Origin of the sequence: Micromonospora sp. NPDC005806, from assembly GCF_042871425.1 — a bacterium.
Lineage (GTDB): Bacteria > Actinomycetota > Actinomycetes > Mycobacteriales > Micromonosporaceae > Micromonospora.
On sequence record NZ_JBIAIL010000069.1, the window covers coordinates 1 to 18,552 of the forward strand.

The 18,552-nt window shown below is 68.8% G+C and carries 21 protein-coding genes; 8 read left to right on the forward strand and 13 right to left on the reverse strand.

What is annotated here, in order from left to right; all coding sequences use genetic code 11:
• Positions 1-106 precede the first annotated feature (106 nt).
• Positions 107-781, forward strand: a complete 675-nt coding sequence (locus ACFYOS_RS35010) for a uridylate kinase (RefSeq protein ID WP_387151230.1) — start codon at positions 107-109, stop codon at positions 779-781.
• A 292-nt stretch (positions 782-1,073) separates the two neighbouring features.
• On the opposite strand, the gene ACFYOS_RS35015 is transcribed toward ACFYOS_RS35010, so the two are convergent.
• The 6 genes from ACFYOS_RS35015 to ACFYOS_RS35040 all read right to left on the reverse strand — a co-directional run bounded on the left by ACFYOS_RS35015 (position 1,074) and on the right by ACFYOS_RS35040 (position 6,816).
• Positions 1,074-1,904, reverse strand: a complete 831-nt coding sequence (locus tag ACFYOS_RS35015; protein WP_387151181.1) for a PhzF family phenazine biosynthesis protein — start codon at positions 1,902-1,904, stop codon at positions 1,074-1,076.
• A 662-nt stretch (positions 1,905-2,566) separates the two neighbouring features.
• Complete coding sequence (locus ACFYOS_RS35020) at positions 2,567-3,862, reverse strand: hypothetical protein (RefSeq protein WP_387151184.1); 1,296 nt, start codon at positions 3,860-3,862, stop codon at positions 2,567-2,569.
• Positions 3,859-4,545 carry a diguanylate cyclase domain-containing protein gene (locus tag ACFYOS_RS35025; RefSeq protein WP_387151187.1) on the reverse strand — a complete coding sequence of 229 codons (687 nt, stop codon included), beginning with the start codon at positions 4,543-4,545 and terminating at the stop codon, positions 3,859-3,861. The genes ACFYOS_RS35020 and ACFYOS_RS35025 overlap by 4 nt, the downstream gene beginning before the upstream one ends.
• Positions 4,546-4,799: 254 nt before the next feature.
• Complete coding sequence (locus ACFYOS_RS35030) at positions 4,800-5,078, reverse strand: hypothetical protein (protein WP_387151190.1); 279 nt, start codon at positions 5,076-5,078, stop codon at positions 4,800-4,802.
• A gap of 254 nt (positions 5,079-5,332) precedes the next feature.
• On the reverse strand, positions 5,333-5,785 hold the full coding sequence (locus ACFYOS_RS35035; protein ID WP_387151191.1) for a hypothetical protein: 453 nt from the start codon (positions 5,783-5,785) through the stop codon (positions 5,333-5,335).
• Positions 5,786-5,790: 5 nt separating this feature from the next.
• On the reverse strand, positions 5,791-6,816 hold the full coding sequence (locus tag ACFYOS_RS35040) for a DUF4192 domain-containing protein (RefSeq protein ID WP_387151194.1): 1,026 nt from the start codon (positions 6,814-6,816) through the stop codon (positions 5,791-5,793).
• A 300-nt stretch (positions 6,817-7,116) separates the two neighbouring features.
• Here ACFYOS_RS35040 and tnpB point away from each other — a divergent pair, with 300 nt between their 5' ends.
• Positions 7,117-8,484: an IS607 family element RNA-guided endonuclease TnpB gene (gene tnpB / locus ACFYOS_RS35045; RefSeq protein WP_387151197.1), complete on the forward strand. Its 1,368-nt coding sequence runs from the start codon at positions 7,117-7,119 to the stop codon at positions 8,482-8,484.
• Between the two features lie 626 nt (positions 8,485-9,110).
• Here tnpB and ACFYOS_RS35050 read toward each other — a convergent pair.
• The 3 genes from ACFYOS_RS35050 to ACFYOS_RS35060 form a co-directional block, all read right to left on the reverse strand.
• A complete protein-coding gene (locus tag ACFYOS_RS35050; protein WP_387151199.1) occupies positions 9,111-9,341 on the reverse strand; it encodes a hypothetical protein in 231 nt (76 codons plus the stop codon).
• A 113-nt stretch (positions 9,342-9,454) separates the two neighbouring features.
• Positions 9,455-10,297 (reverse strand): TRM11 family SAM-dependent methyltransferase, encoded by an 843-nt coding sequence (locus tag ACFYOS_RS35055; RefSeq protein WP_387151202.1) that lies wholly within the window; start codon positions 10,295-10,297, stop codon positions 9,455-9,457.
• Entirely contained in the window at positions 10,290-10,799 is a 510-nt protein-coding gene (locus tag ACFYOS_RS35060) for a hypothetical protein (RefSeq protein ID WP_387151205.1), read from the reverse strand. The genes ACFYOS_RS35055 and ACFYOS_RS35060 overlap by 8 nt, the downstream gene beginning before the upstream one ends.
• A gap of 330 nt (positions 10,800-11,129) precedes the next feature.
• Here ACFYOS_RS35060 and ACFYOS_RS35065 point away from each other — a divergent pair, with 330 nt between their 5' ends.
• Entirely contained in the window at positions 11,130-11,906 is a 777-nt protein-coding gene (locus tag ACFYOS_RS35065; RefSeq protein WP_387151208.1) for a hypothetical protein, read from the forward strand.
• A 46-nt stretch (positions 11,907-11,952) separates the two neighbouring features.
• Here the strand turns inward: ACFYOS_RS35065 and ACFYOS_RS35070 are convergent, their stop codons facing one another.
• Both ACFYOS_RS35070 and ACFYOS_RS35075 read right to left on the reverse strand, forming a co-directional pair.
• The gene (locus ACFYOS_RS35070) at positions 11,953-12,135 is read right to left on the reverse strand and encodes a hypothetical protein (protein WP_387151211.1); all 183 of its coding nucleotides are present in this window, start codon (positions 12,133-12,135) and stop codon (positions 11,953-11,955) included.
• Between the two features lie 10 nt (positions 12,136-12,145).
• Positions 12,146-12,952 (reverse strand): PIG-L family deacetylase, encoded by an 807-nt coding sequence (locus ACFYOS_RS35075; protein ID WP_387151233.1) that lies wholly within the window; start codon positions 12,950-12,952, stop codon positions 12,146-12,148.
• Between the two features lie 97 nt (positions 12,953-13,049).
• On the opposite strand from ACFYOS_RS35075, the gene ACFYOS_RS35080 reads away from it, so the two are divergent.
• Entirely contained in the window at positions 13,050-13,763 is a 714-nt protein-coding gene (locus ACFYOS_RS35080; RefSeq protein WP_387151214.1) for a hypothetical protein, read from the forward strand.
• Here ACFYOS_RS35080 and ACFYOS_RS35085 read toward each other — a convergent pair.
• The gene (locus ACFYOS_RS35085; RefSeq protein ID WP_387151216.1) at positions 13,688-14,428 is read right to left on the reverse strand and encodes a tyrosine-type recombinase/integrase; all 741 of its coding nucleotides are present in this window, start codon (positions 14,426-14,428) and stop codon (positions 13,688-13,690) included. The genes ACFYOS_RS35080 and ACFYOS_RS35085 overlap by 76 nt on opposite strands.
• Before the next feature lie 121 nt (positions 14,429-14,549).
• On the opposite strand from ACFYOS_RS35085, the gene ACFYOS_RS35090 reads away from it, so the two are divergent.
• The 4 genes from ACFYOS_RS35090 to ACFYOS_RS35105 all read left to right on the forward strand — a co-directional run bounded on the left by ACFYOS_RS35090 (position 14,550) and on the right by ACFYOS_RS35105 (position 17,392).
• A complete protein-coding gene (locus ACFYOS_RS35090) occupies positions 14,550-14,915 on the forward strand; it encodes a hypothetical protein (RefSeq protein WP_387151218.1) in 366 nt (121 codons plus the stop codon).
• A gap of 369 nt (positions 14,916-15,284) precedes the next feature.
• Complete coding sequence (locus tag ACFYOS_RS35095) at positions 15,285-15,968, forward strand: DUF1345 domain-containing protein (RefSeq protein ID WP_387151221.1); 684 nt, start codon at positions 15,285-15,287, stop codon at positions 15,966-15,968.
• A 185-nt stretch (positions 15,969-16,153) separates the two neighbouring features.
• The gene (locus ACFYOS_RS35100) at positions 16,154-16,639 is read left to right on the forward strand and encodes a restriction endonuclease (protein ID WP_387151236.1); all 486 of its coding nucleotides are present in this window, start codon (positions 16,154-16,156) and stop codon (positions 16,637-16,639) included.
• 249 nt (positions 16,640-16,888) lie between these two features.
• Complete coding sequence (locus ACFYOS_RS35105) at positions 16,889-17,392, forward strand: GNAT family N-acetyltransferase (RefSeq protein WP_387151224.1); 504 nt, start codon at positions 16,889-16,891, stop codon at positions 17,390-17,392.
• A 209-nt stretch (positions 17,393-17,601) separates the two neighbouring features.
• On the opposite strand, the gene ACFYOS_RS35110 is transcribed toward ACFYOS_RS35105, so the two are convergent.
• Positions 17,602-18,261, reverse strand: coding sequence for a GNAT family N-acetyltransferase (locus tag ACFYOS_RS35110; protein ID WP_387151227.1), 660 nt, complete (start codon positions 18,259-18,261; stop codon positions 17,602-17,604).
• Positions 18,262-18,552: the final 291 nt, after the last annotated feature.

Here is an 18,552-nt window from a genome sequence, read left to right on the forward strand (position 1 = left end):
GTTATGTCCACAACGTACAGACGATCACGCGGTGGCCGCCTCGCGTCCACCCCTCACCGCCAGCGACATCTCAAACGGCGGCTGCCGTACTAGGACGGGGCAAGACATGGACCAAGGCACCCGCGACGAGGTGCTCGGCCGCCTGGCTGAGGCAGTCGGGTCCGTCACAGTCGCACACCCGACGCGGGTTGCCATCGACGGACCGCCCGCGACAGGCAAGACCACGCTCGCCGACGAGCTGGCCGTCGTCTTGCGCACACAGGGCCGCGACGTCATCCGCGCGACGATCGACGATTTCCTCCTCCCCCGGGCACAGCGCTATCCGCGCGGCGAGTACTCGGCCGAAGGCTGCTACTTCGACACCCACGACTACGACGCGCTGAACCGAGTTCTGCTCGATCCGCTCGGCCCGGGCGGAGATCGACGCTTCCAATCCGCGGTCTACGACCGCACAGCGGATACCGCGCTGTCCCCGCCGGTCACGACTGCCCCCGCCGACGCCGTGCTGGTCTTCGACGGCGTCTTCCTCATGCGCCCGGAACTGATTGATCGGTGGGACCTGCGCATCCTCGTGTCGACCGCGCTCGAGAAGACCGTGGACCGTGCCGTGATCCGAGAGCGCCAGGTGTCATCTCGGGCCGAAGTCGAACGGCGCTGGCGCGAGCGTTACATCCCCTCCCAACAGCTCTACTTCGCTACGGTCCGCCCGACCGATCACGTCGACTTCATCGTGCACAACGACGAGCCCCAGCAGCCGGTCTGGGAGACCCGAACACACTGACCGCACTCAATTCGGCAGATCCGCACCACGAGCCGCGAGCGGGCACGTAACCCTGCGTAGCGCGCGGATCGCGGTAGAAGCGTGCGTCCCCGCGGTACGCCATAACACGGCCGAGCACGCGCTGGCGGATCTCTGGCAAGGCTTGATCGTCGGGCGGATTCGCCCCTCACGCCGCTGCGGCGACGCCGGCGGATCAGCGCAGCTCGGCATCAGCCAGGCCCCGACCCGATGAAGGACCTGACGAGGCGGAGCGGGTCTGCTCGGCTCGTCGGCGTCATTGGAATGCCATTGGCTATCCGGCGGTGTGGTGCAGGACGCTGTCGAGGACGGTGACGGCGTGGCCGGTGAGGTGGACACGGTCGCCGTGGACGGCGGTGTGGACCAGGCCGGTGCGGGTGGAGGCCTGCAGCCCGGTGAGGCGGTCGCGGCCGAGGCGGTGCGACCAGTAGGGGGCCAGGGCGGTGTGGGCGCTGCCGGTGACCGGGTCCTCGGGGATGCCATTGGCAGGTGCGAAGTAGCGGGAGACGAAGTCGTAGCCGCTGTCCCGGTGCGCTGCGGGGGCGGTGGCGATGACGCCGCGGATGACCTCGCGGCGGGTCAGGCGGGCCAGGGCGGCGAAGTCCGGGCTCAGGGCGCGGACCGTGGCCTCGTCACCGACAACGGCGAGCAGGTCGCCGAGGGCGCCGGTACGGTACGTGGCCTCGGGTTCGGCGCCGAGGGCGTCGGCGATGCCGTCGGGGGCCGGTGCCTCGGTGGGGGGCGCGGCCGGGAAGTCGAGGGTAATGGTGCCGTCGTGGCGGGTGTTGGCGATCAGGATGCCGCCGGGGCTGGCGAAGCGGACGGTGCTGGGGGTTGCGTGGTCGCTGTAAAGGGCATGGGCGGTGGCCAGGGTGGCGTGGCCGCACAGGTTGGCTTCGCCAGCGGGGGTGAACCAGCGCAGTGCCCAGTCGGCGTTGGAGGTCTCGGGTAGGGGGTGGGCGAAGGCGGTCTCGAGGTTCATCTCGGCGGCGACCCGACGCATCCACGCCTCGTCGGGCCAGGCGTTGGTGTCGAGCAGGCAGACGGCGGCGGGGTTGCCGGCGAACGGCCGGTCGGTGAACGCGTCGATGACCCGGATCCGCATGCGGGAACTGTAGGACGGCGCGATGGAGCGGGTCTACGGCGTACTCGGGCAGGTGCACCGGTGGTGGGCGCACGGATTGGCACGTCGATGGGACAAGACGATTCTCCGGATTCGATGAGCGCGCCCAGCCACACGACGGCGACTTCGCCGTGCCGACCGCCGACCCGCGATTGATGTTCCGCACCTCTGCTGTGCGGAAGTCAAGCAGCGGTGAGCTCAGCATCGTGTGCGGGGCATCGCGCTGCCGGGCAGCATCGCTGTAAACGCGTCCTCTCATCGGATGCCAGATGAGGACGTCTCCGCTGCCAAGGACACCCACGGACCGTGACGCCTTCGGATCCGCCGAAGAGGTCACCAAGCAGGAAGCTCTGGTCACAGGGCTGCCCGTGGGATTCGAGTCTCAATTCTCGGGATCTACACGGGCGCCAGCATGGCAGCACCCAGAGTCATACGTCGATGCAGCAAGATCTCGTGACTCGCGCCAACGGGCTTCAGGACGACAGCCGGCATTTAGTCAGGCGGGGAGCAGGGACCCGTGACCACTTCGGTCTTCCTGAAGAGGTCACCTGAAGAGACCCTGGCGTCCCCGCCGACGCTAAGCGATGGAGCTCCTCTGCCGCCGGTGGCAGGGGCCAGGCCCATGCCACCGGCGGCGTCGCTATTTACTCACGACCGTCCGGCTTCGGTCGTCGGCTGCTGAGCATGCGTACGGTGGTGCTGAGTCTGATCGGCGCATCGTCGGGACCTCGAAGGAACGGGTGGATGTAGACGGGTCGGCGCAGCTTTCGCCCTGGGCCGTGGGCTTGGTTACGCCAGTGGCCGGACACCCAGACCCGGCTGGTCTGGGACCGCTCTGTGCCGTCCGGTGTTGGCCGGCGGCCGGGCGGTGCGCTGGTGCGCGGGCCTCGGATTCGCACGATGCGCACCTCGGGTGTGGGCCGACCGGTACGCGCGTAGGTCTTCGCGACCCCTTTGTCGACTCGCGCCGCCGTGACTTCTGCGGCTTGCTGTGTGATCAGCAGCCAGGTCGCGACCAGCATTGCCGACGGGTGGCTGCCAGGCACCACGCGTCGTTCAGGAAGATGGGTGGCACTCATCGGGACGAGCCACCCGACCTGTTCGCGCAGCCGTTGCAGCGGTTTGCCGTCCAGACTCCCACCGATCGCGCGGTAGAGGACCAACTGGAGTCTGTCGTTGGTGCTGGCCCAGGATGCGGCGGTGAACTGACGGTGTGTCACTGGCCGCGGCCAGACCAGCATTCCGTCAGCTGAGGGCATGAGGTCGCGGCTGATGGAGACGTCGGGAAGCTGCGCGGCGGCGTGTTCGGCCAGGTCGGTGAAGTCGTTGTCGATCCAGTACAGGTGCGACCGGTCGAGGCTGGCGGCGATCTGGTCTCGCACGTCGGTGATCCCGAGCGCGGCGGGCAGCTTGTCGGCGCCTCGGTAGAAGCGGGTGAGCCGGTCGCGTATCTTGGGCAGCTCTCCGGCGGTGATGGTGGTCGCGGGCCACGCGGTGGTGGTGATGAGCGTCCGGCCAGGCAGCCGGGCGGTGAGAAAGGCGTCGTGTAGTTCTGCGATGCGTTCGCGTGCCTGTGGATGGTTGCCGAATCCGAGTGCCCGCGCGGCCCGGTCGACGACCTTGTCGTTACGGCGGTCGTCGATGTGGGTGTGGCAGGTCGCGCAGGTTGCCCAGGCGTGGCCGAAGTCTTGCACCAGCCCTGTGGTGGGGCTGATGGCGATAGCGGTGACCTCCCCGCCGTGCAGCGTCCAGGTCGGGTACGGGTCGCCACAGAAGTCGCAGCTGCGGTGGACGGTGTCGAGCCGGCTGACGGGTACCGGGGCGGGGTCGTGGCCGTCGGTGGTGAGGTGGGCGGGGTGTACGTAGGTGGGTGGCATGCCGAGGGTGTTCAGCGGGGAGAGGCAGACCTGGCAGGCCATTTCCTCCGGTGCGGCGCTCATGCCGTCGCCTCGCCGGTGTTCTGGCGCCGGTCGCGCAGGCGGGGTCCGCGGCGGTGCTGCGCGGGTGGCATGGTCATGCCCGGGCGGTAGACCGCGTAGCGGCTGCGGCCGTTGCGTTTGGCGTGGTACATCGCGATGTCGGCCCGGTGCAGGCCTACCTCGGTGAGGCAGTCGGTGGTGTCGGCCAAGGCGAGGCCGACACTGGCGGTGACGGTGAGCGTGACCGCGTTGTCGACGGCCGCGAGGGTGACGGGCTGGGCGATGATCGTGGCGAAGGTGTCAGCGACGCGCTTGAGGTCGCCGGTGCGGGCCGGTAGGAGGGCTGCGTATTCGTCGCCGGCGAGCCGGGCGGCGGTGCCGCCGTGGAGCGCGGCGATGTCGGTGATGCGGTCGCCGATAGCGACGAGGAGTTGGTCTCCGAGGTCGTGGCCGTGGGTGTCGTTGACGTGTTTGAAGTCGTCGAGGTCGATCAGGGCGACGATGACGGGCTGGGCGGGGGCGGCGTCGGTGAGGGCGGCGTGCAGGCCGGCGCGGTTGAGCATCCCCGTGAGCGGGTCGTGGGCCAGCGCCCAGGTGGCGCCGGCGAGCTTGACGCAAAGGCGGTGGATGATCGGCCAGGTGGTGAGGGTGCCGAGGGTGAACGCCACCAGGCCGGTGGCGATCATGATCAGTGGTAGGGACACTGGGTTCCTCCTTCCATGGAGAACCCGGGACGCGAGCGTTTCTCAGGCGGCGCGTCCCGGGTCCTGATACGACGACGGCCCGCCGATGGCGGGCCGATTCGGTTCGTGCCGCTGGGTGCACGGCACCGGTGGTGACGGCCTCCCGGAGGGAGGCGTTATCGGGGCAGTTCCGTCAGCAGGGCCGCTCCTCGGCGTAGTTGGAAGCCCCGCGCAACCGTTGCCGCCCCATCCGTCCAGGAAGCGGAGAGTTGGTATCAGCGGCGCGCTGGGTGCGCTGCCTGATCGGCGCGGAGCCTGGCGGGCAGGTCGGCTGATATGTCGGCGTAGGGTTCGACGGCCGCAAGCACCTCGGCCGGGTCGAGAATCGTCTCGAACCGGCCGAGGTGGACGGTGTCGGGTTGGCGGTCCGGTTCGGTGACCGGGTCCCAGGTGAAGTCGACGACGGTGGCGACGTAGGTGCGGTGCGGGTTCCAGCCGACCTGAACGGTGTACCGCTCGAACCCGGGTTTGGGTGTGAGGGTGTAGAGACTCATGCATTCCTTCCGTGGCATGGCTGCCGTCGTGCTGGGGTGAGGTAGCCGCAGCGGGCCGCTCGGCGGCCGTTGATGGCTGCGCTGCTGACCAAGGGGTGTTGGCGTGCTGCCGACCTGGCGGGGGCATCGAGTGGACGCCGCAGGTGCTCCCCCACCGATTGGCTGGGAGCGCCCAGCGCGTTAACAGCGCAGGACGGGCGACGCAAGCGGCGGCGGGGCGAAGCGGCTGGGCGCGAGCCCGGCCCGTCCGGTGCCTATGTCGGTCGGCGTCGGGCGCGTTCCTCAGCGGCTTCGATGATCTTGTCGCGTCGGGCGGCGGGAAGGTCCGCGAGCAGGTCGACGTAGTGCCGTTCCTGGGCGGTGAGCGGTGCGGCGAGGGCGGCCTTGTAGGCCAGCCGGGCGGCCTCGTGTTCGGCCTCGATGGCACCGCTGTGGTCGTAGGCGAAGGTGACCTCGCGAAGCTGGGCGGCTGCGGTGAGCGGGTCGCGGGACAGAGTGGTGTCGTAGAGGCGGAAGTTCGCCGGCAGGTCGGCGGCGCCGATCGCCGTGATCAGGCACAGGTTGGCCTGAACGTTGTGGGCGAAGGCGTCGCTGCGGGTGGGTGTTCCGCCGCGGGCTCGCACGGCGGCGCATTCGGCGTGCCAGCGCAGCCGGGCTTCCTCAGCACTGCGGGCGAGGGACAGCAGGATGGCGCGGATCGGGTCCATCAAACTCACTCCTGGTCGTAGGGGTGGTTCGGGTTGCGGGTGGAAGGGCTGTGGTGGGTGCGGGTGATGGCTTCCTCGATGGCGGTGGGTGGCAGCCCGGCCTGCAGGGCGTGCAGGACCAGGTGGGCGAGCTGGTAGTCGGGGTTGATCTGGAGGGCGTGCTCGGCGGCCATGACGGCCAGGACGCCGTCCCCGCACCGCCATGCGGTCAGGGCGAGCACCGTCGCCGGTGCCGCCACGAGTGGTGTGTGCGCGCGGCGGGTGATCTCCGCCCAGAAGGTGATGTGCTGCTCGTGTGGCTGGGTGAGGTCCACGGCGAGGTCCCGCACCGCCCGGTCGGTCAGCAGCACGCTCAGCCAGGCCACCTCGTCGTCGGTGAGCCGAGCGCCGTTGTCGTGCTGGCGCAGCGCGTCGCGGACCGCCAGCACACCGGCCTCGAATACGGCGGTGCTGCCTGTGGTGATCAGCGCCTCCATGCGGGTGGTCGCTGTGTTCGTGGCGTCGCGGATGCTGTCGCGGCCGCTGTAATCGGGGGTGAGGCGGCGGGCTACCGCGGCCCGGTCGGGTCGTGCGACGAGCCCGGCGACGGTTGCTTGGACGGCGACCAGTGACGCGGTCGGGTCGAACGGGATTCCGTCCGGTGGGCAGCAGCTGCGGTCGTCGCAGGTGAGGCTGAAGATCCGTGCTTCGGTGACGCGCAGCATCTCCCGCACGGTCAGGCCGGCGGTGGTGAACGCGTCGCCGACGATCCGCAGTGCCGGGTCGAGGTGTTCGGGCATTCCGTAGCCGACGAGGACCAGGTCGGTGATCGGCTGCTGCCGCTGCACGACCGGGACCAGGTGGACGGTGAATTCCCGCAGCAGGTGTGCGGGGGTGGGCAGGTCGCCTCGGGCGGCGAACACGATGCGCCGCTCGCGGGAGGCGATCACGACGATGCTGCCGTCGCTGGGGTGGAAGCCGAGCAGGTACGGCACTGCGGCCGCCAGGTCGGCTGATGATCGGACGGTCAGCTTGTTCTCTGTGAAGGACACGATGATCTCCAGGAGAGAGTGAGCAGGATGTAAAACCCGGCGGCGCAGACCGATTCACCGTGTCCGCGCCGCCTTGGGCCGATCCGCGGGCAGGCGCCATCCCAGGGCGGACCCCCGGGTGCAGTGGCGCCTGCTCGGGAGCCGAAGACCGCGGGCGGCGGAGGGGTTGTCCACTGCTGCCCGCTGAGTTTCTTTAGGCGCCGAGCGGCGTGTTTGGTGCCTTGGTTGAGCGGGTGGAGGCTGCGAGAGTGTCGTACCCGCGGCCGATACTGATCACGGAAGGGTGAATTGGGGGCGGGTGTGCAGACGGTGCAGGGGTATCGTTTCGCGCTCGATCTCACCCCGGCGCAGCAGCGGTCAATGCTCGCCCATGCTGGCGCGACCCGTATGGCTCACAACTGGGCGTTGGCCCGGGTGAAGGCCGCGTGGGATCAGCGGACCGCGGAACGCTCCTACGGCGTGCCCGAGGAGGCGCTCACCCCGACGATGGGCTGGTCACTGCCGGCGTTGCGTAAAGCGTGGAATGCGGCCAAGGACGACGTCGCGCCGTGGTGGCGGGAGTGCTCGAAGGAAGCGTTCAACACCGGCCTGGACGCGCTGGCCCGCGCCTTGAAGAACTGGTTCGACTCCCGTAGCGGTAGACGCGCGGGGCGCAAGGTCGGTTTCCCGCGGTTGAAATCCAAGCACCGCAGCACCCCGACGGTGCGGTTCACCACCGGCACGATCCGCATCGAACCCGACCGGAAACATGTGGTGCTGCCCCGGCTCGGCCGGCTGAAAATGCACGAGTCCGCCCGTAAACTCGCCCGCGGCCTCGAAGCCGGCACGGCCCGGATCATGTCCGCGACCCTGCGGCGCGGCGGCGGCCGCTGGCATGTGGCGTTCACCGTGGAGATCGACCGCACCGTCCGTTGCCCGGCCCAGCCGGACACGGTCGTCGGCGTTGACGTCGGGATCAAACATCTGGCCGTGCTCTCGACCGGTGAGCTTGTCCCCAACCCTCGCCACCTCGACGCCGCCCGCGCGAGGCTGCGGGCGCTGGGCCGCGCCGTGTCCCGCAAACAGGGCCCGGACCGAAAGGCACGTAAGAACCCTTCGAAGCGGTGGCTCCGCGCGGCGGGCCGGCTCCGGACGGCGCATGCCCGGGTGGCGAACCTGCGCCGCGACGGCCTGCACAAACTCACCACCCGCCTCGCCCGCGAACACGCCACGATCGTGGTCGAGGACCTCAACGTGACGGGCATGCTCACCAACCGAAGGTTGGCCCAGCACATCGCCGACGCCGGATTCGCCGAGCTGCGCCGCCAGTTGACGTACAAGGCCCAGTGGAACAGCGGTCGGCTCGTGGTGGCCGACCGCTGGTATCCCTCCAGCAAAACCTGCTCGGGCTGTGGTGCGGTGAAAACCAAACTCACCCTGTCCGAGCGCACCTACCAGTGCACCACCTGCGGCCTCACCCTCGACCGGGATCTGAACGCCGCACGCAACCTCGCCGCGCAAGCCAGCGCGGCGCGACAGCACCGCGCCGGGAGTGGACCGGTGGCAGGACGTGGAGCCACCCATAAGACCCACCCCGGTGGGCAGGAGGCTGTGAAACGTCAACCCGGCCCCGCGCAGTCCGCAGGTAAGACCGGGACCGTTCTGCCGCAAGGCGGAACTGCCACATGAGCGCCACAAAGCACTCAGTGGCAACGGTTCCAGATCCCACGTGGCGACGGCATCCTCACAGCCGGGCCGGCAGATCACCCTGTTGCACAGCGCGACGATGAGCGCGGAACGGGCCTCGACGGCCAGCGTCTGCGCTGCTCGATGGCGGCAACCGTTTCGGCGTGCATGTTACGGATCTGGTCGGCGAGGCTCTCGTGAGTCATTGCTGGGCCCCCGGTTGCCGGCCGTGAGCATCGTGACCCGCTCGGCGCATGAGATCAGCGCCACGCTGCCGGCCGGGCGGGATCCGCAGTTCGCGGCGACGAGTGCGGGGACACCGGTGGGAAGATCGGGTGGGGCTGCGGTGTCTTGGTCGGCGCGGACATCGCCGGAACTCAGGTGCATGGGTCCTCCTTGGGATATGAAGAAGGCGGCCACCGGGTGGTGGCCGCCTGAAGGGATGGGGGTGCCGCGCCTGGTCGTATGGACGAGGGGCGCGGGTTTGTGGTGCCCGGATCTGAGGCTCGCGACGGCAGCCGACCGAAGTGGTGGGCGCGTGCCGTCGCGCGAGGCGTCAGATCAAAGGGGCATCAGAACAAGGGAGAGACCTCAGGTTAGGCCCGCCGGGAGCCCTGACGGCCGGGCTGTCAGATGCGACCTCCTGGCACGACCTGACAGCCCGGCCCCTCCCCTGTCAGTTCTTGCTCGTCCGAGCGGAGCCAGCGGCGGGCCGGGATGTGCGACTTCTTCACGGGCAACTCGAAGAAGCCGTCACCACCGGCGCCGACCCGCTGCACCTGGCCGCCGTCTTCGGATTCAGCGAAGACACCGCCATCCGCTGGGCCGCCAACGCCCGAGAACTCATCGGCGGCCCTCACGCGGACCACCGCCGCGAGTTGCCCTGAGCCCCGGTGCCCGCATGGCACGCAGTTCCCTCAGGACACTCGGCTTCGCCGTGCGAACACTGGGGTTGGGCCGAAATTACGGACTTCTAGCAGCGACGCAGGACCAGCACGTCCTCGTGCGCCACCAGGTGCATGGGCACACCTTCGTCCCTGGCGCGGCGGACCGCCATCAGCCCGAACATGTTGGCCCGGTGCACGATCTGCCCGTCGCGGACGGCGGCGAGCATCGCCGCGCACCGCTGCACCGGAACCAGCCCCACCGACCGGGCGACAGCGAGGAACTCGCCGGGCAGGTCGATCAGGTCGTCCCGCTGGCGGCGTACCGGCCGGCAGGTGATCACCACGGTCCCGCCGGGGCGCAGCAGTTGGTGGCTGGCGGCCAGGATCGCGGCGAACCCGTCGAGCAGGCGGGACCATCCCGCGTAGGCGAGGTTGCCGCTCTCGCGGTCTCCGTAGTGGTGGTTGCGTTTGCGTACCCCGGTGCTCGTCGTCTCCACGAGGCCGTGGGTCCCGCGCCCGTACGGCGGTGAGGTAAGCACGAGGCTCACCCGGCCGACCGCGGACGCGGGCACCAGTTCAAGGAGACGAGTGGCGTCGCCGGTGACCACCTGCGCCGTGCCGGCGGCGCCCTGCGACGCAGCGAGGGCGACGTTGGCGGCGGCCAGCGCGGTGAATCGGGGCTCGATGTCGATTCCGATCCCGTGCCGGCCGAGGTGCATGGCCTCGACCAGGGTGGTGCCGGATCCGCACATCGGGTCGAACACCAGATCGCCCGGCGCGGTGTACGAGCTGATCGCGTGCGCGGCCAGGTGGGGCAGCATCTTGCCCGGATGGCTGGAGGTCTGCGGGACGTAGCGGCCTCGCCGCTGGTCCCGGGCGGGCTGTTGGCAGGTCAGCCACACCGAGGTGACCGGCATGGGGTCAGCCATGGGTGCCCCCGGTGTCCGTCGCGCTTCGGGTCAGGATGAGTACGTCGGTGTGGATGTCCAGCTGCGCCTGCTGGCCACGCAGAGGCGGCCGGTCGGCCGCCACGATGTGCTGCAGGTACGGCAGCCCGGCCCGCTTGGCGGCGATGACGATGTCGACCGGTGCGATGACGTCGCCGTGCGGCAGCAGCACCGCCACGCAGCCGCCCGCCACGAGGCTGGCCCGGCAGCGGGCGAAGAACTCGACCGGCGAGGTGGTGTCGTCGACCGGCCAGCCGGTGACGATCAGCGTCGCGGCCTCCCGGCCCCAGCCGACCTGCCGGGCCGCGTGCAGGTGGCTGCGGCGGTGCGTGGCGATGACCGCGCGGGCCAGCTGCGGCCCGACGGTCAGGTCAACGACGAGATCGGATGGGTGGGTGAGGTTGTGGACGAGCCGCACGCTCATGGCGTTGGACATGGTCTCGCCGTCCTGTGGGGCCGGTACCGGCCAGACGGTGATCGGCACGGGCGGGTCGCCAGGCACCACATCCCCCACGGGGATCGGTGCGCGGCGTGGATTTCTGTCGGTCATGGGCGTGGTGGCCCCGGACCGGCGGGCGTACTGACGCTCTCAGTGCGCCGCTGACAGGCAGATCGAACCCGCCCCCGGCCTGACAGAACCGGTCATCCGGGCCGCCGGACAACTTCGCGCGGGCGGTCGCGGCGGCGAACCTGACACGACCGGACACGGCCTGTCCTGGTCTGACAAGCGCTCGTGGTGTCAGGTCGGGCTGCCCCAATCGACGTCTCGGAGCCTTCGCACAGGGCGAGGTGCTTGCGTCGAGGGGACATCACCATGGCACCGACCACCCGTACGAGGACGGCCGATACGGCGCTGACGACCGCCGAGAAGGCGTTCGAGTTGTTGACCTGCGAACCCGCGCCGCTGGTGTTCGACGCGCACCCGGTGCCGGGCCTGCCGGACACGACAATGCCGCTGGGCGAGCTGCGCAAGCTGCTGTTGTGCGGGCGCTACGACAGCGACATCACCGACGAGGTGTGGCGGCAGTTGGCCGGTCACGCCCGCCGGCGGGGACCGGCCTGGGTGGTCGGCGCGATCGGTGTGGCGCTGCCCGCGCTGACGCACCTCGCGGCGAGGATCAGCCGCGGCTACACCCGGCACGCCGACGACGTTGACTCCGAAGTCCTCGCCGGGTTCCTTCACGCACTGCGCACGGCGGACCTCGCTTCGCCCCGGCTGTGGCTGCGACTGTGCTGGGCGGCGTGGCGGGCCGGCGCCGCAGTCGTCAAGGCCGACGACGGTGAGGAACTGCCGTTGGACCTGCCGAGCGGCTCGCGTTCGCCGAGGATGCCCTACGGGCACCCGGATCTGCTGCTCGGCCGGGCAGCCGCCGCTGGCCTGATCACCGCCGACGCCGCCGAGCTGATCAGCGCGACCCGCTTCGGCGACGCGCTGATCGAGCACTTGGCCGCCGAGATGGGTGTGACCGCGTCGGCCCTGCGGATGCGCCGTCGCCGCGCCGAGCACCTGGTGGCCGCCGCCGTCATGCAAGGCGATCTGTCCGGCCCGATCCGCTCGTGCAGCCGCCGGGAAACGGCCGTGGCGGCCTGACAGCATCGCACCTGTCGGCCGCTGACACGGCAATCGTTGATGAGATCTATGCCCGAGGCCGGAGAGCTTTCCATTGGTGCTTCCGCCACCGGCTATGCCGGAGCAGGAAGATGTGCCGCTGCGCGGCAACGACGATCTGCGCCGGCCCGGTCACCGAGTTGAGGAAGCGGCCGAACCCGTCCAGCAGCGCGCCCTGCTCACTACCGGTGCGCAGGTCCCTGACCGCCATGCCTGATCGGTCAGCGCAGTCCGGCGAAAAGATCGTCCTCGGGCGTCGGCGCATCGGTGATGTCGCGGACCCGGACGAAGGTCTCCACGCCCATCAGCTCGGTGAACCGTTCCTGGCCAAGTTGCAGGAAGAAGATGTTCTCGGCCTGACTGGCGTGCGCAGCCAACGATTCGAACTTCTGCGCGCCGTAGCCGCTCGTGTCCACCCAGGTGGTGATCTCGTCGTCGGGCAGTCCGAGCTGCGGCATCTCCTCCGACGGCCCGTCCGGCTCGGGAAACTCGACGCCAATCTCCTTCATGACGCGGCCGAACTCCTGAAACGCACTGCGCGGCACGGTGGTCCAGTACACCTTCGCGGGGATGTTCGTCCGCTCGACGGCGGCCATGGTGATGCGGTGCGCCTGGATGTGGTCCGGATGGCCGTAGAAGCCGTTTTCGTCATAGGTGACGACGACGTCGGGCCGATAGCGCCGGATCAACTCGCTCAGCCGGTCGGCCGCCTCCGCCACCGGCGTGTTCCAGAACGCGCCGGGCACATCGTTGGCCGCCCAACCCATCATCCCGGAGTCGGCATAGCCGAGCGTCTCCAGGTGCGTGACCTTCAACGCCTCGCAACTGGCCGCCAACTCGGCCCGGCGCATCGCTACCACGGCCTCCGGGTCGTGCCCTGGGTCGCCCGGCTTGACCCCGCCTGGCCCGTCGCCGCACCGCCCGTCCGTGCAGGTCACGAGCACCGTCGTGATCCCCTCCGCCGCGCACCGGGCGAGGACGCCGCCGGTGCTGGTCGCCTCATCGTCGGGGTGCGCGTGTACCGCCATCAAGGTCAGAGATCGCTCAGCCACCCCACCACAATACGAGGAACGTCTGACGCACTAGCATTGCCGCGGTCCGCGACGGCTGCTGAAACGAGGCGAGATGCGTTGGCTCCGTCAGTTGCTGGGTAGCAGGCGGGTCCAGCTCAATCCGGGGCGGCAGCAGGCGCTGCTGCGGGACGTCCGGCACCAGTACGGCGCCCGCTCGCAGGTCCGGTTCCCGGAACAGGTCGAGGCGATCACCCGGATGCTGAACGACGACGACGGCCTGGTGGTGGCGGCCCGGATCGTGAGCGAGGCCGCCGACGAGGCCCACGCGGACCTACAGGCCCAAGCCCACGACGTACACCGACGGACGGGCCGGCGGCTTCTGGTGCACCGCCGAAACTACCGGCCGCTGTGGAAGGAGGCCGGACCGGCGCTGCGGTGGCCCCTGTTCGCGCTGCCGTGCGGCCTCCACCCGTACGCGCAGGTGACTGCCGCCGTCGCGGTGGTCGGCAGCCGGGCGCCCCGGCTCGGCCGGGTGGCCGACCCGAACCCGCTCCTGGCCCGCGTATTCGAGGTGCTCGACCTCACCATCGCCGGCTGGGAGTACGGCCGGGTGCGGGTGGACACCGATGCCGCAGCCCTGGCCGATCGACTGATCTCGACCGCCGGGCAGGTCCTCGCGGCCATCGACGACCCGCCCCGGCTGCCGCCTCCGGTCCGCGAGCTGATGCGTCGCAACCACACCCTCGACGTTCATGATCCGACCGGTCCTCGGGTGGTTGGCGTAATCAATCTGGGCGCGAGGATGCGGGAGACTCTCCTGGTATGAGACACGCGGCGGGCCTGATCAAGGTTCACGGGTAACGCGATCTGCACGTCGCGCAGGCTGACGCCGGCGTCGAGCATGGTTGTCACGACCGTGTGGTGCAGCATGTGGGGAGGCATTCTCGGCATCCGGATTCCTGTGGCCTGGGCCAGGTGCTTGAGCCGGCGGGTGGCGGCGTGCCGGTCCATCCGCACGCCGAGGGTGGTGCGCAGGATCGGCCCGCTGGTGGGGTCGTCGACGGCCCGGTCGATGGCTCGGGCCACCGCGGGTGGCAGCGGGACGAGCACGACCTTGCCATCCTTGCCGCGCACGCGCGGTACCCGGTGGCCGTGTTCCTCGCCCAGGTCGGCGATGCCGGCGCCGCGGGCTCGAAGATCCGCAGGCCGAGCAGGTCCAAAAGCGCGACCAGGGCGAAGTCGTTCGGGTTGGTCGACAGCCGGGCGGTGGTGACTAGGGCTTCGAACTGCCTTGGCGAAACTCGCCAGGGCACGGCCCGCGTCAGCTCGATCCTGGTAGTCGCCGCTGGCCGCGAGCTTGATCAGCGCAGTGACTACCGGGCGTCTCCGGTCCTGGTTCACGGAAGATCGTTTCATACGCTCACGCCGCAGCACGGTGCACGTCTGGTCCACGCAACGACCGCTCATCGGCCGGGCGTCGTGCTCTGCCACTCCCCTGCCACCTAGCGTGACGCCCGCTCGGCCAGAAGAGTGCGCCCGGCACAGTCCGGAACTGATATGACGGCAGGCCCGTGAGGAAACGGCGACCGACTCGGGGCCTAGCATGCTCGTCGTGCTCGAACTGTCGGACGACCTATTGCGGCTGGAGCCCGGTCAGATCGTCTACCTTTCACCGCTGCGGTCAGGTCCAACTGCCGGTACCTGGGCAATCACCGTACTGCTCGTGCCGTTCTCCGCGGCAGACCGTGTCGATCCCGCGACCTTCCGCCCCGGCACCGACGGACCGGAGATCATCAAGACGGCCATCGTCGACGAGCTCATTGATCTACCCGGCAACGACCTGGCTGCACTGACCGGCCGCACCGTCGACTTCCCGATCAACCCGCACCCTGGATACATCGATGCGAGCATCTACCTGGGTGGGCGCCACAACCCGGTCGGCATCACCCGCATTGAGTTCGGTTCGGCCCGTTCGTAGTACATCGAGGTTGTACTGCACGTCGCGTTCGACTTCACCGAGGAAGGCGTCGAGATCGCAAACAGGTCAGCGCTCTTGCACGCCAACCTCCAGTTCGAGCGGCTCGAGTGACCCCGACCGAAGTCCGGCAGGCCAGCCATACTCAACTCGGCACGTCCGGATGCAGGCACCCGCGATCCGGTTACCTTCCGTGGCGAGCGCTTCGCGGTAGTTGCGGACGTTCCACTCGCTCCCGTGCAGTCGAGTCGCAGAGCTCGACGGGCGCAGAGGCACGCCGATTGCTGGATCAGTGGGCCATCCAGGTGACCAACGGGCTTGCTGTGCGTGGCGTTGAGCACGCAATGCGATGCGGTGGGCGACACTCGGACGATGACCGGCATGCCCCCGGAGACGATGTATCACCGAAGCCTGGGCTGGCACGCCCCTGCCCTGCGACGAGCGGGAATCGTCGCCTCCATCGGGCTCGTTGTCGCTCTGGCGCTCCTGCCGTTCATGACGTGGGAGTTGGCCGCGGTCGGGGGCTGGGACGCCGCCGCGCTCGCCTTCCTCCTCACCATCTGGCCGGTCATTGTCCGAGCGGAAAGCTCCCACACCGAGTTGCTCGCCACCCGTGAGGACGAGACGCGGGGAACCGCCGCAGTGCTGCTGGTTGGGGCGGGCGTCGCCAGCCTGCTGGGTGTCGGCTTTGCTCTCAGCCTCGCCGGCCGGCAGAGCGGCTCAATGCGGGTGCTGTTCGTCGGCGTCGCAATACTGACCGTCCTGTTGTCGTGGACCGTTGTCAACACGGTCTTCACCCTGCGCTACGCCGACCTGCACTTCCGATCAACGACCGGGGGGATCGGCTTCGGGGGCCAGTCTGTGCAAGGGCGGCCCACCTACCGCGACTTGGCCTACGTCGCCTTCACGATCGGCATGACCTACCAGGTATCGGACACGGCCATCAGCGATCGGGGGATCCGGGGCAGCGTGCTGTCACATGCCGTCCTGTCGTACGTATTCGGTGTGGTGATCGTGGCGGGTTCCGTCAACCTCATCGCCGATCTGGCCCGCTGACGGTGTCGGTCCTACCGACCGGTTGGTGAAATGCACGGAGCTCAACGAAACTTGCTTCGCTGGCTTCTGGCGTACCACTCCGAGCCAGCGCCGGTCAGCCCAAGCCAGCCGCCCGCTCGGCGGCAGATCCGGTCGCTTGATCATGGTGTCCAGAGCATCTCTCGCGTTAGCCTCCGTCCGTGTCCATGTGCAAGTCATGCGGTAGGCCGCTTATCACGACGGTGTCGGTGAGCCGCTGCATCTTCTGCGGCCGCAAAAAGGGCTTCTTCCAACAGAGCGAAGTCAAGTGGACTAAGCGAGGCGCTCAGCGTACGGCGCAACGCGTCGTCGCGAGCCACGCGCTCGCCTCCGCCGAGATGACTTGGCAGGAAGCAGAGGTCGTGTGCTGTGAGTGGATGAAAGGCAACGGCTACAGGGACGCTCGGCTTACGGGGACCGGTGCGGACGGAGGGGTCGACATTACGTCCAGGAAGGCTATCGGGCAGGTAAAGCATCACGCCAAGGCTGTTGGGCTCGCTGAGATCCAGAGGCTCTACGGCATCGCGATCGCCTCAGGCAAGAAAGCACTCTTCTTCTCGCGCACCGGGTACACCAAGGCCGCGATCGCGTGGGCGCACACTCATGATGTCGAATGCTTTCGATACCCGCCCGTAGCAAAGGTCGGCAGGTAGACGGGCTACGTCTCCCGGGCCAAGGCAATGGCACTGGGGATTCGTTCAGTGATGGCGTCATCCACCAGACTGACATGCGCTCCGAATTGCCCGCCGCCTGCACACAACTCTGGCGTCCGCGCATCGGCATGTCCGGGCGTCCCTCCGGACGCAAGCGGTCACGATCCGTAACGCTCGGATCGCGGCAGAAGAGCTCGCCCGCGGATCACGTGACGAGGCGCACTGAACGTCCTCGACCATCCTGATCTGATGTCTAGGAGAATCATCGATGTGCTGAGCCTGCGTACTGTCACGATCGACGACTGGCCGTTATGGCGGGAGGTCCGCCTCGCTGCGCTCGCCGAGGCACCACACGCGTTCAAGTCTCGGCTCGCCGAATGGCATAGGGGTGGTGAGGAGCGGTGGCGTTCGCGCTTGGAGATGACGGGCAGCTACAACATCGTTGCGTTGCTCGACGGCCAAGCCGTTGGCATGGCTGCTGGCGTTCCCGGTGATAACGGCATCAGCGAGCTGAGGTCCGTGTGGGTCGGCCCTAGGGCTCGGGGGCGCGGTGTTGGAGACCGGCTGATAGCGGCCGTCGAAACCTGGGCTCGGCGGTCGGATGCTAGGAAGTTGAAGCTTGCGGTGATCCCGGGCAATGAAGCCGCCATCGCCCTCTATCGACGCAGTGGGTTCGTCGTCACCGGACAGCTTGGGAGCCTGTTGTCCGACGGTGTAACCCGGGAACAGGTAATGGAGAAGACACTCCGCTGATAGGACAATGCAGCGACTGTGGTACCAAGACGTCGCCGCAACACACACACGCTCATCGGCAGTTCAGGATGCCCGGCCGACCAGAGGCCAGCTACCGACTGTGACCGCTCGCAATCAATCAGCAGGCACGGACGGCGGCATGAGCGAACGTTCGCAGGGGGTTGGGTCTAGATCTCGACCTCGGGCCGCGGGAGCACCTCAGTGTCCCGTCAGACGGCTCCGGGTGATCGGTCGGCGGTAGGCTGCGACGTGGAGTCCTGTACGAGCTTCATCGACACGAGTTCGGTGAATCCTGCGCGTTCCGCGAAGCGCACTTTCCGACGCTTGTACACCGTGAAGCCGAGCTTGGCGTAGAGGCCGAGCGCGGGTGCGTTGGTGTCCTTGATGTCCTCGAGCACGTACTCGCGATACCCGGACAACGCCAGCAGGTGACGCAGCAACGCGGTCGCGACGCCGCGACCCTGATAAGCCGGCTCGGTGGCGACGAACCCGATCTCGGCGAGCCCGGGCCGGGCGCCGTCGGAGGGGCGCATGAACCATCTCCGGATCACCACGTAGCCGAGCAGCCCGCGCGCCAGCCCGAAATGACGCCGGATCTCCCGCCAGCGCGGCGCGAACAGCGTCTGGTCGCCCTCGGTGAGCGAGGCGAGGCCGGCGGGCTCCCCGTCCACGAGCGCGATGTAGAACCGTTCGAGCAGCAGCATGTGCTCGAACGCGTCGGCCAACTTCCCGGTGTCGCGCGAGAACGCGACGAAGTCCGCTGCGAAGCTGCGCACGTAGACCTCGGCGATGCGGCGCCGGTATCCCTCGCCGAGTTCGTCTCCCCGCTCGACCACGACCATCGTCTCGACCATCCCCGTCCACTCCACGTGTCACGCACCCGTACGGGTTCGACGATATCCACCGGCACGCACGTTGAAGCGCGCCCGAGGTTTGATGCCGCGACCAATCTGGACGGAGTGACGCACGCTCATCGGCACGTGCGTGCACGGGGATCGAGCCGACGCCTGCGCCGGACATCTACGGAGAGTGACGGGAGTTCCTGCGTTCCGGCGCGCCCGCTCGGCGGCTACTTAGAGACTTCCTTGCAGGATCGGTGTCCGGCCAGACTCGGTCCAGGTGCTCGGCGAGACGCTCCCTCTCTGCGGCTGCCCACCGGT

Coding starts and splice junctions, on each gene's coding strand:
- ACFYOS_RS35010 (WP_387151230.1), top strand. CDS start 107: ATGGACCAAGGCACCCGCGACGAGGTGCTCGGCCGCCTGGCTGAGGCA.
- ACFYOS_RS35015 (WP_387151181.1), bottom strand. CDS start 1,904: ATGCGGATCCGGGTCATCGACGCGTTCACCGACCGGCCGTTCGCCGGC.
- ACFYOS_RS35020 (WP_387151184.1), bottom strand. CDS start 3,862: ATGAGCGCCGCACCGGAGGAAATGGCCTGCCAGGTCTGCCTCTCCCCG.
- ACFYOS_RS35030 (WP_387151190.1), bottom strand. CDS start 5,078: ATGAGTCTCTACACCCTCACACCCAAACCCGGGTTCGAGCGGTACACC.
- ACFYOS_RS35035 (WP_387151191.1), bottom strand. CDS start 5,785: ATGGACCCGATCCGCGCCATCCTGCTGTCCCTCGCCCGCAGTGCTGAG.
- ACFYOS_RS35055 (WP_387151202.1), bottom strand. CDS start 10,297: ATGGCTGACCCCATGCCGGTCACCTCGGTGTGGCTGACCTGCCAACAG.
- ACFYOS_RS35065 (WP_387151208.1), top strand. CDS start 11,130: ATGGCACCGACCACCCGTACGAGGACGGCCGATACGGCGCTGACGACC.
- ACFYOS_RS35070 (WP_387151211.1), bottom strand. CDS start 12,135: ATGGCGGTCAGGGACCTGCGCACCGGTAGTGAGCAGGGCGCGCTGCTG.
- ACFYOS_RS35075 (WP_387151233.1), bottom strand. CDS start 12,952: ATGGCGGTACACGCGCACCCCGACGATGAGGCGACCAGCACCGGCGGC.
- ACFYOS_RS35080 (WP_387151214.1), top strand. CDS start 13,050: ATGCGTTGGCTCCGTCAGTTGCTGGGTAGCAGGCGGGTCCAGCTCAAT.
- ACFYOS_RS35095 (WP_387151221.1), top strand. CDS start 15,285: ATGACCGGCATGCCCCCGGAGACGATGTATCACCGAAGCCTGGGCTGG.
- ACFYOS_RS35100 (WP_387151236.1), top strand. CDS start 16,154: ATGTGCAAGTCATGCGGTAGGCCGCTTATCACGACGGTGTCGGTGAGC.
- ACFYOS_RS35105 (WP_387151224.1), top strand. CDS start 16,889: ATGTCTAGGAGAATCATCGATGTGCTGAGCCTGCGTACTGTCACGATC.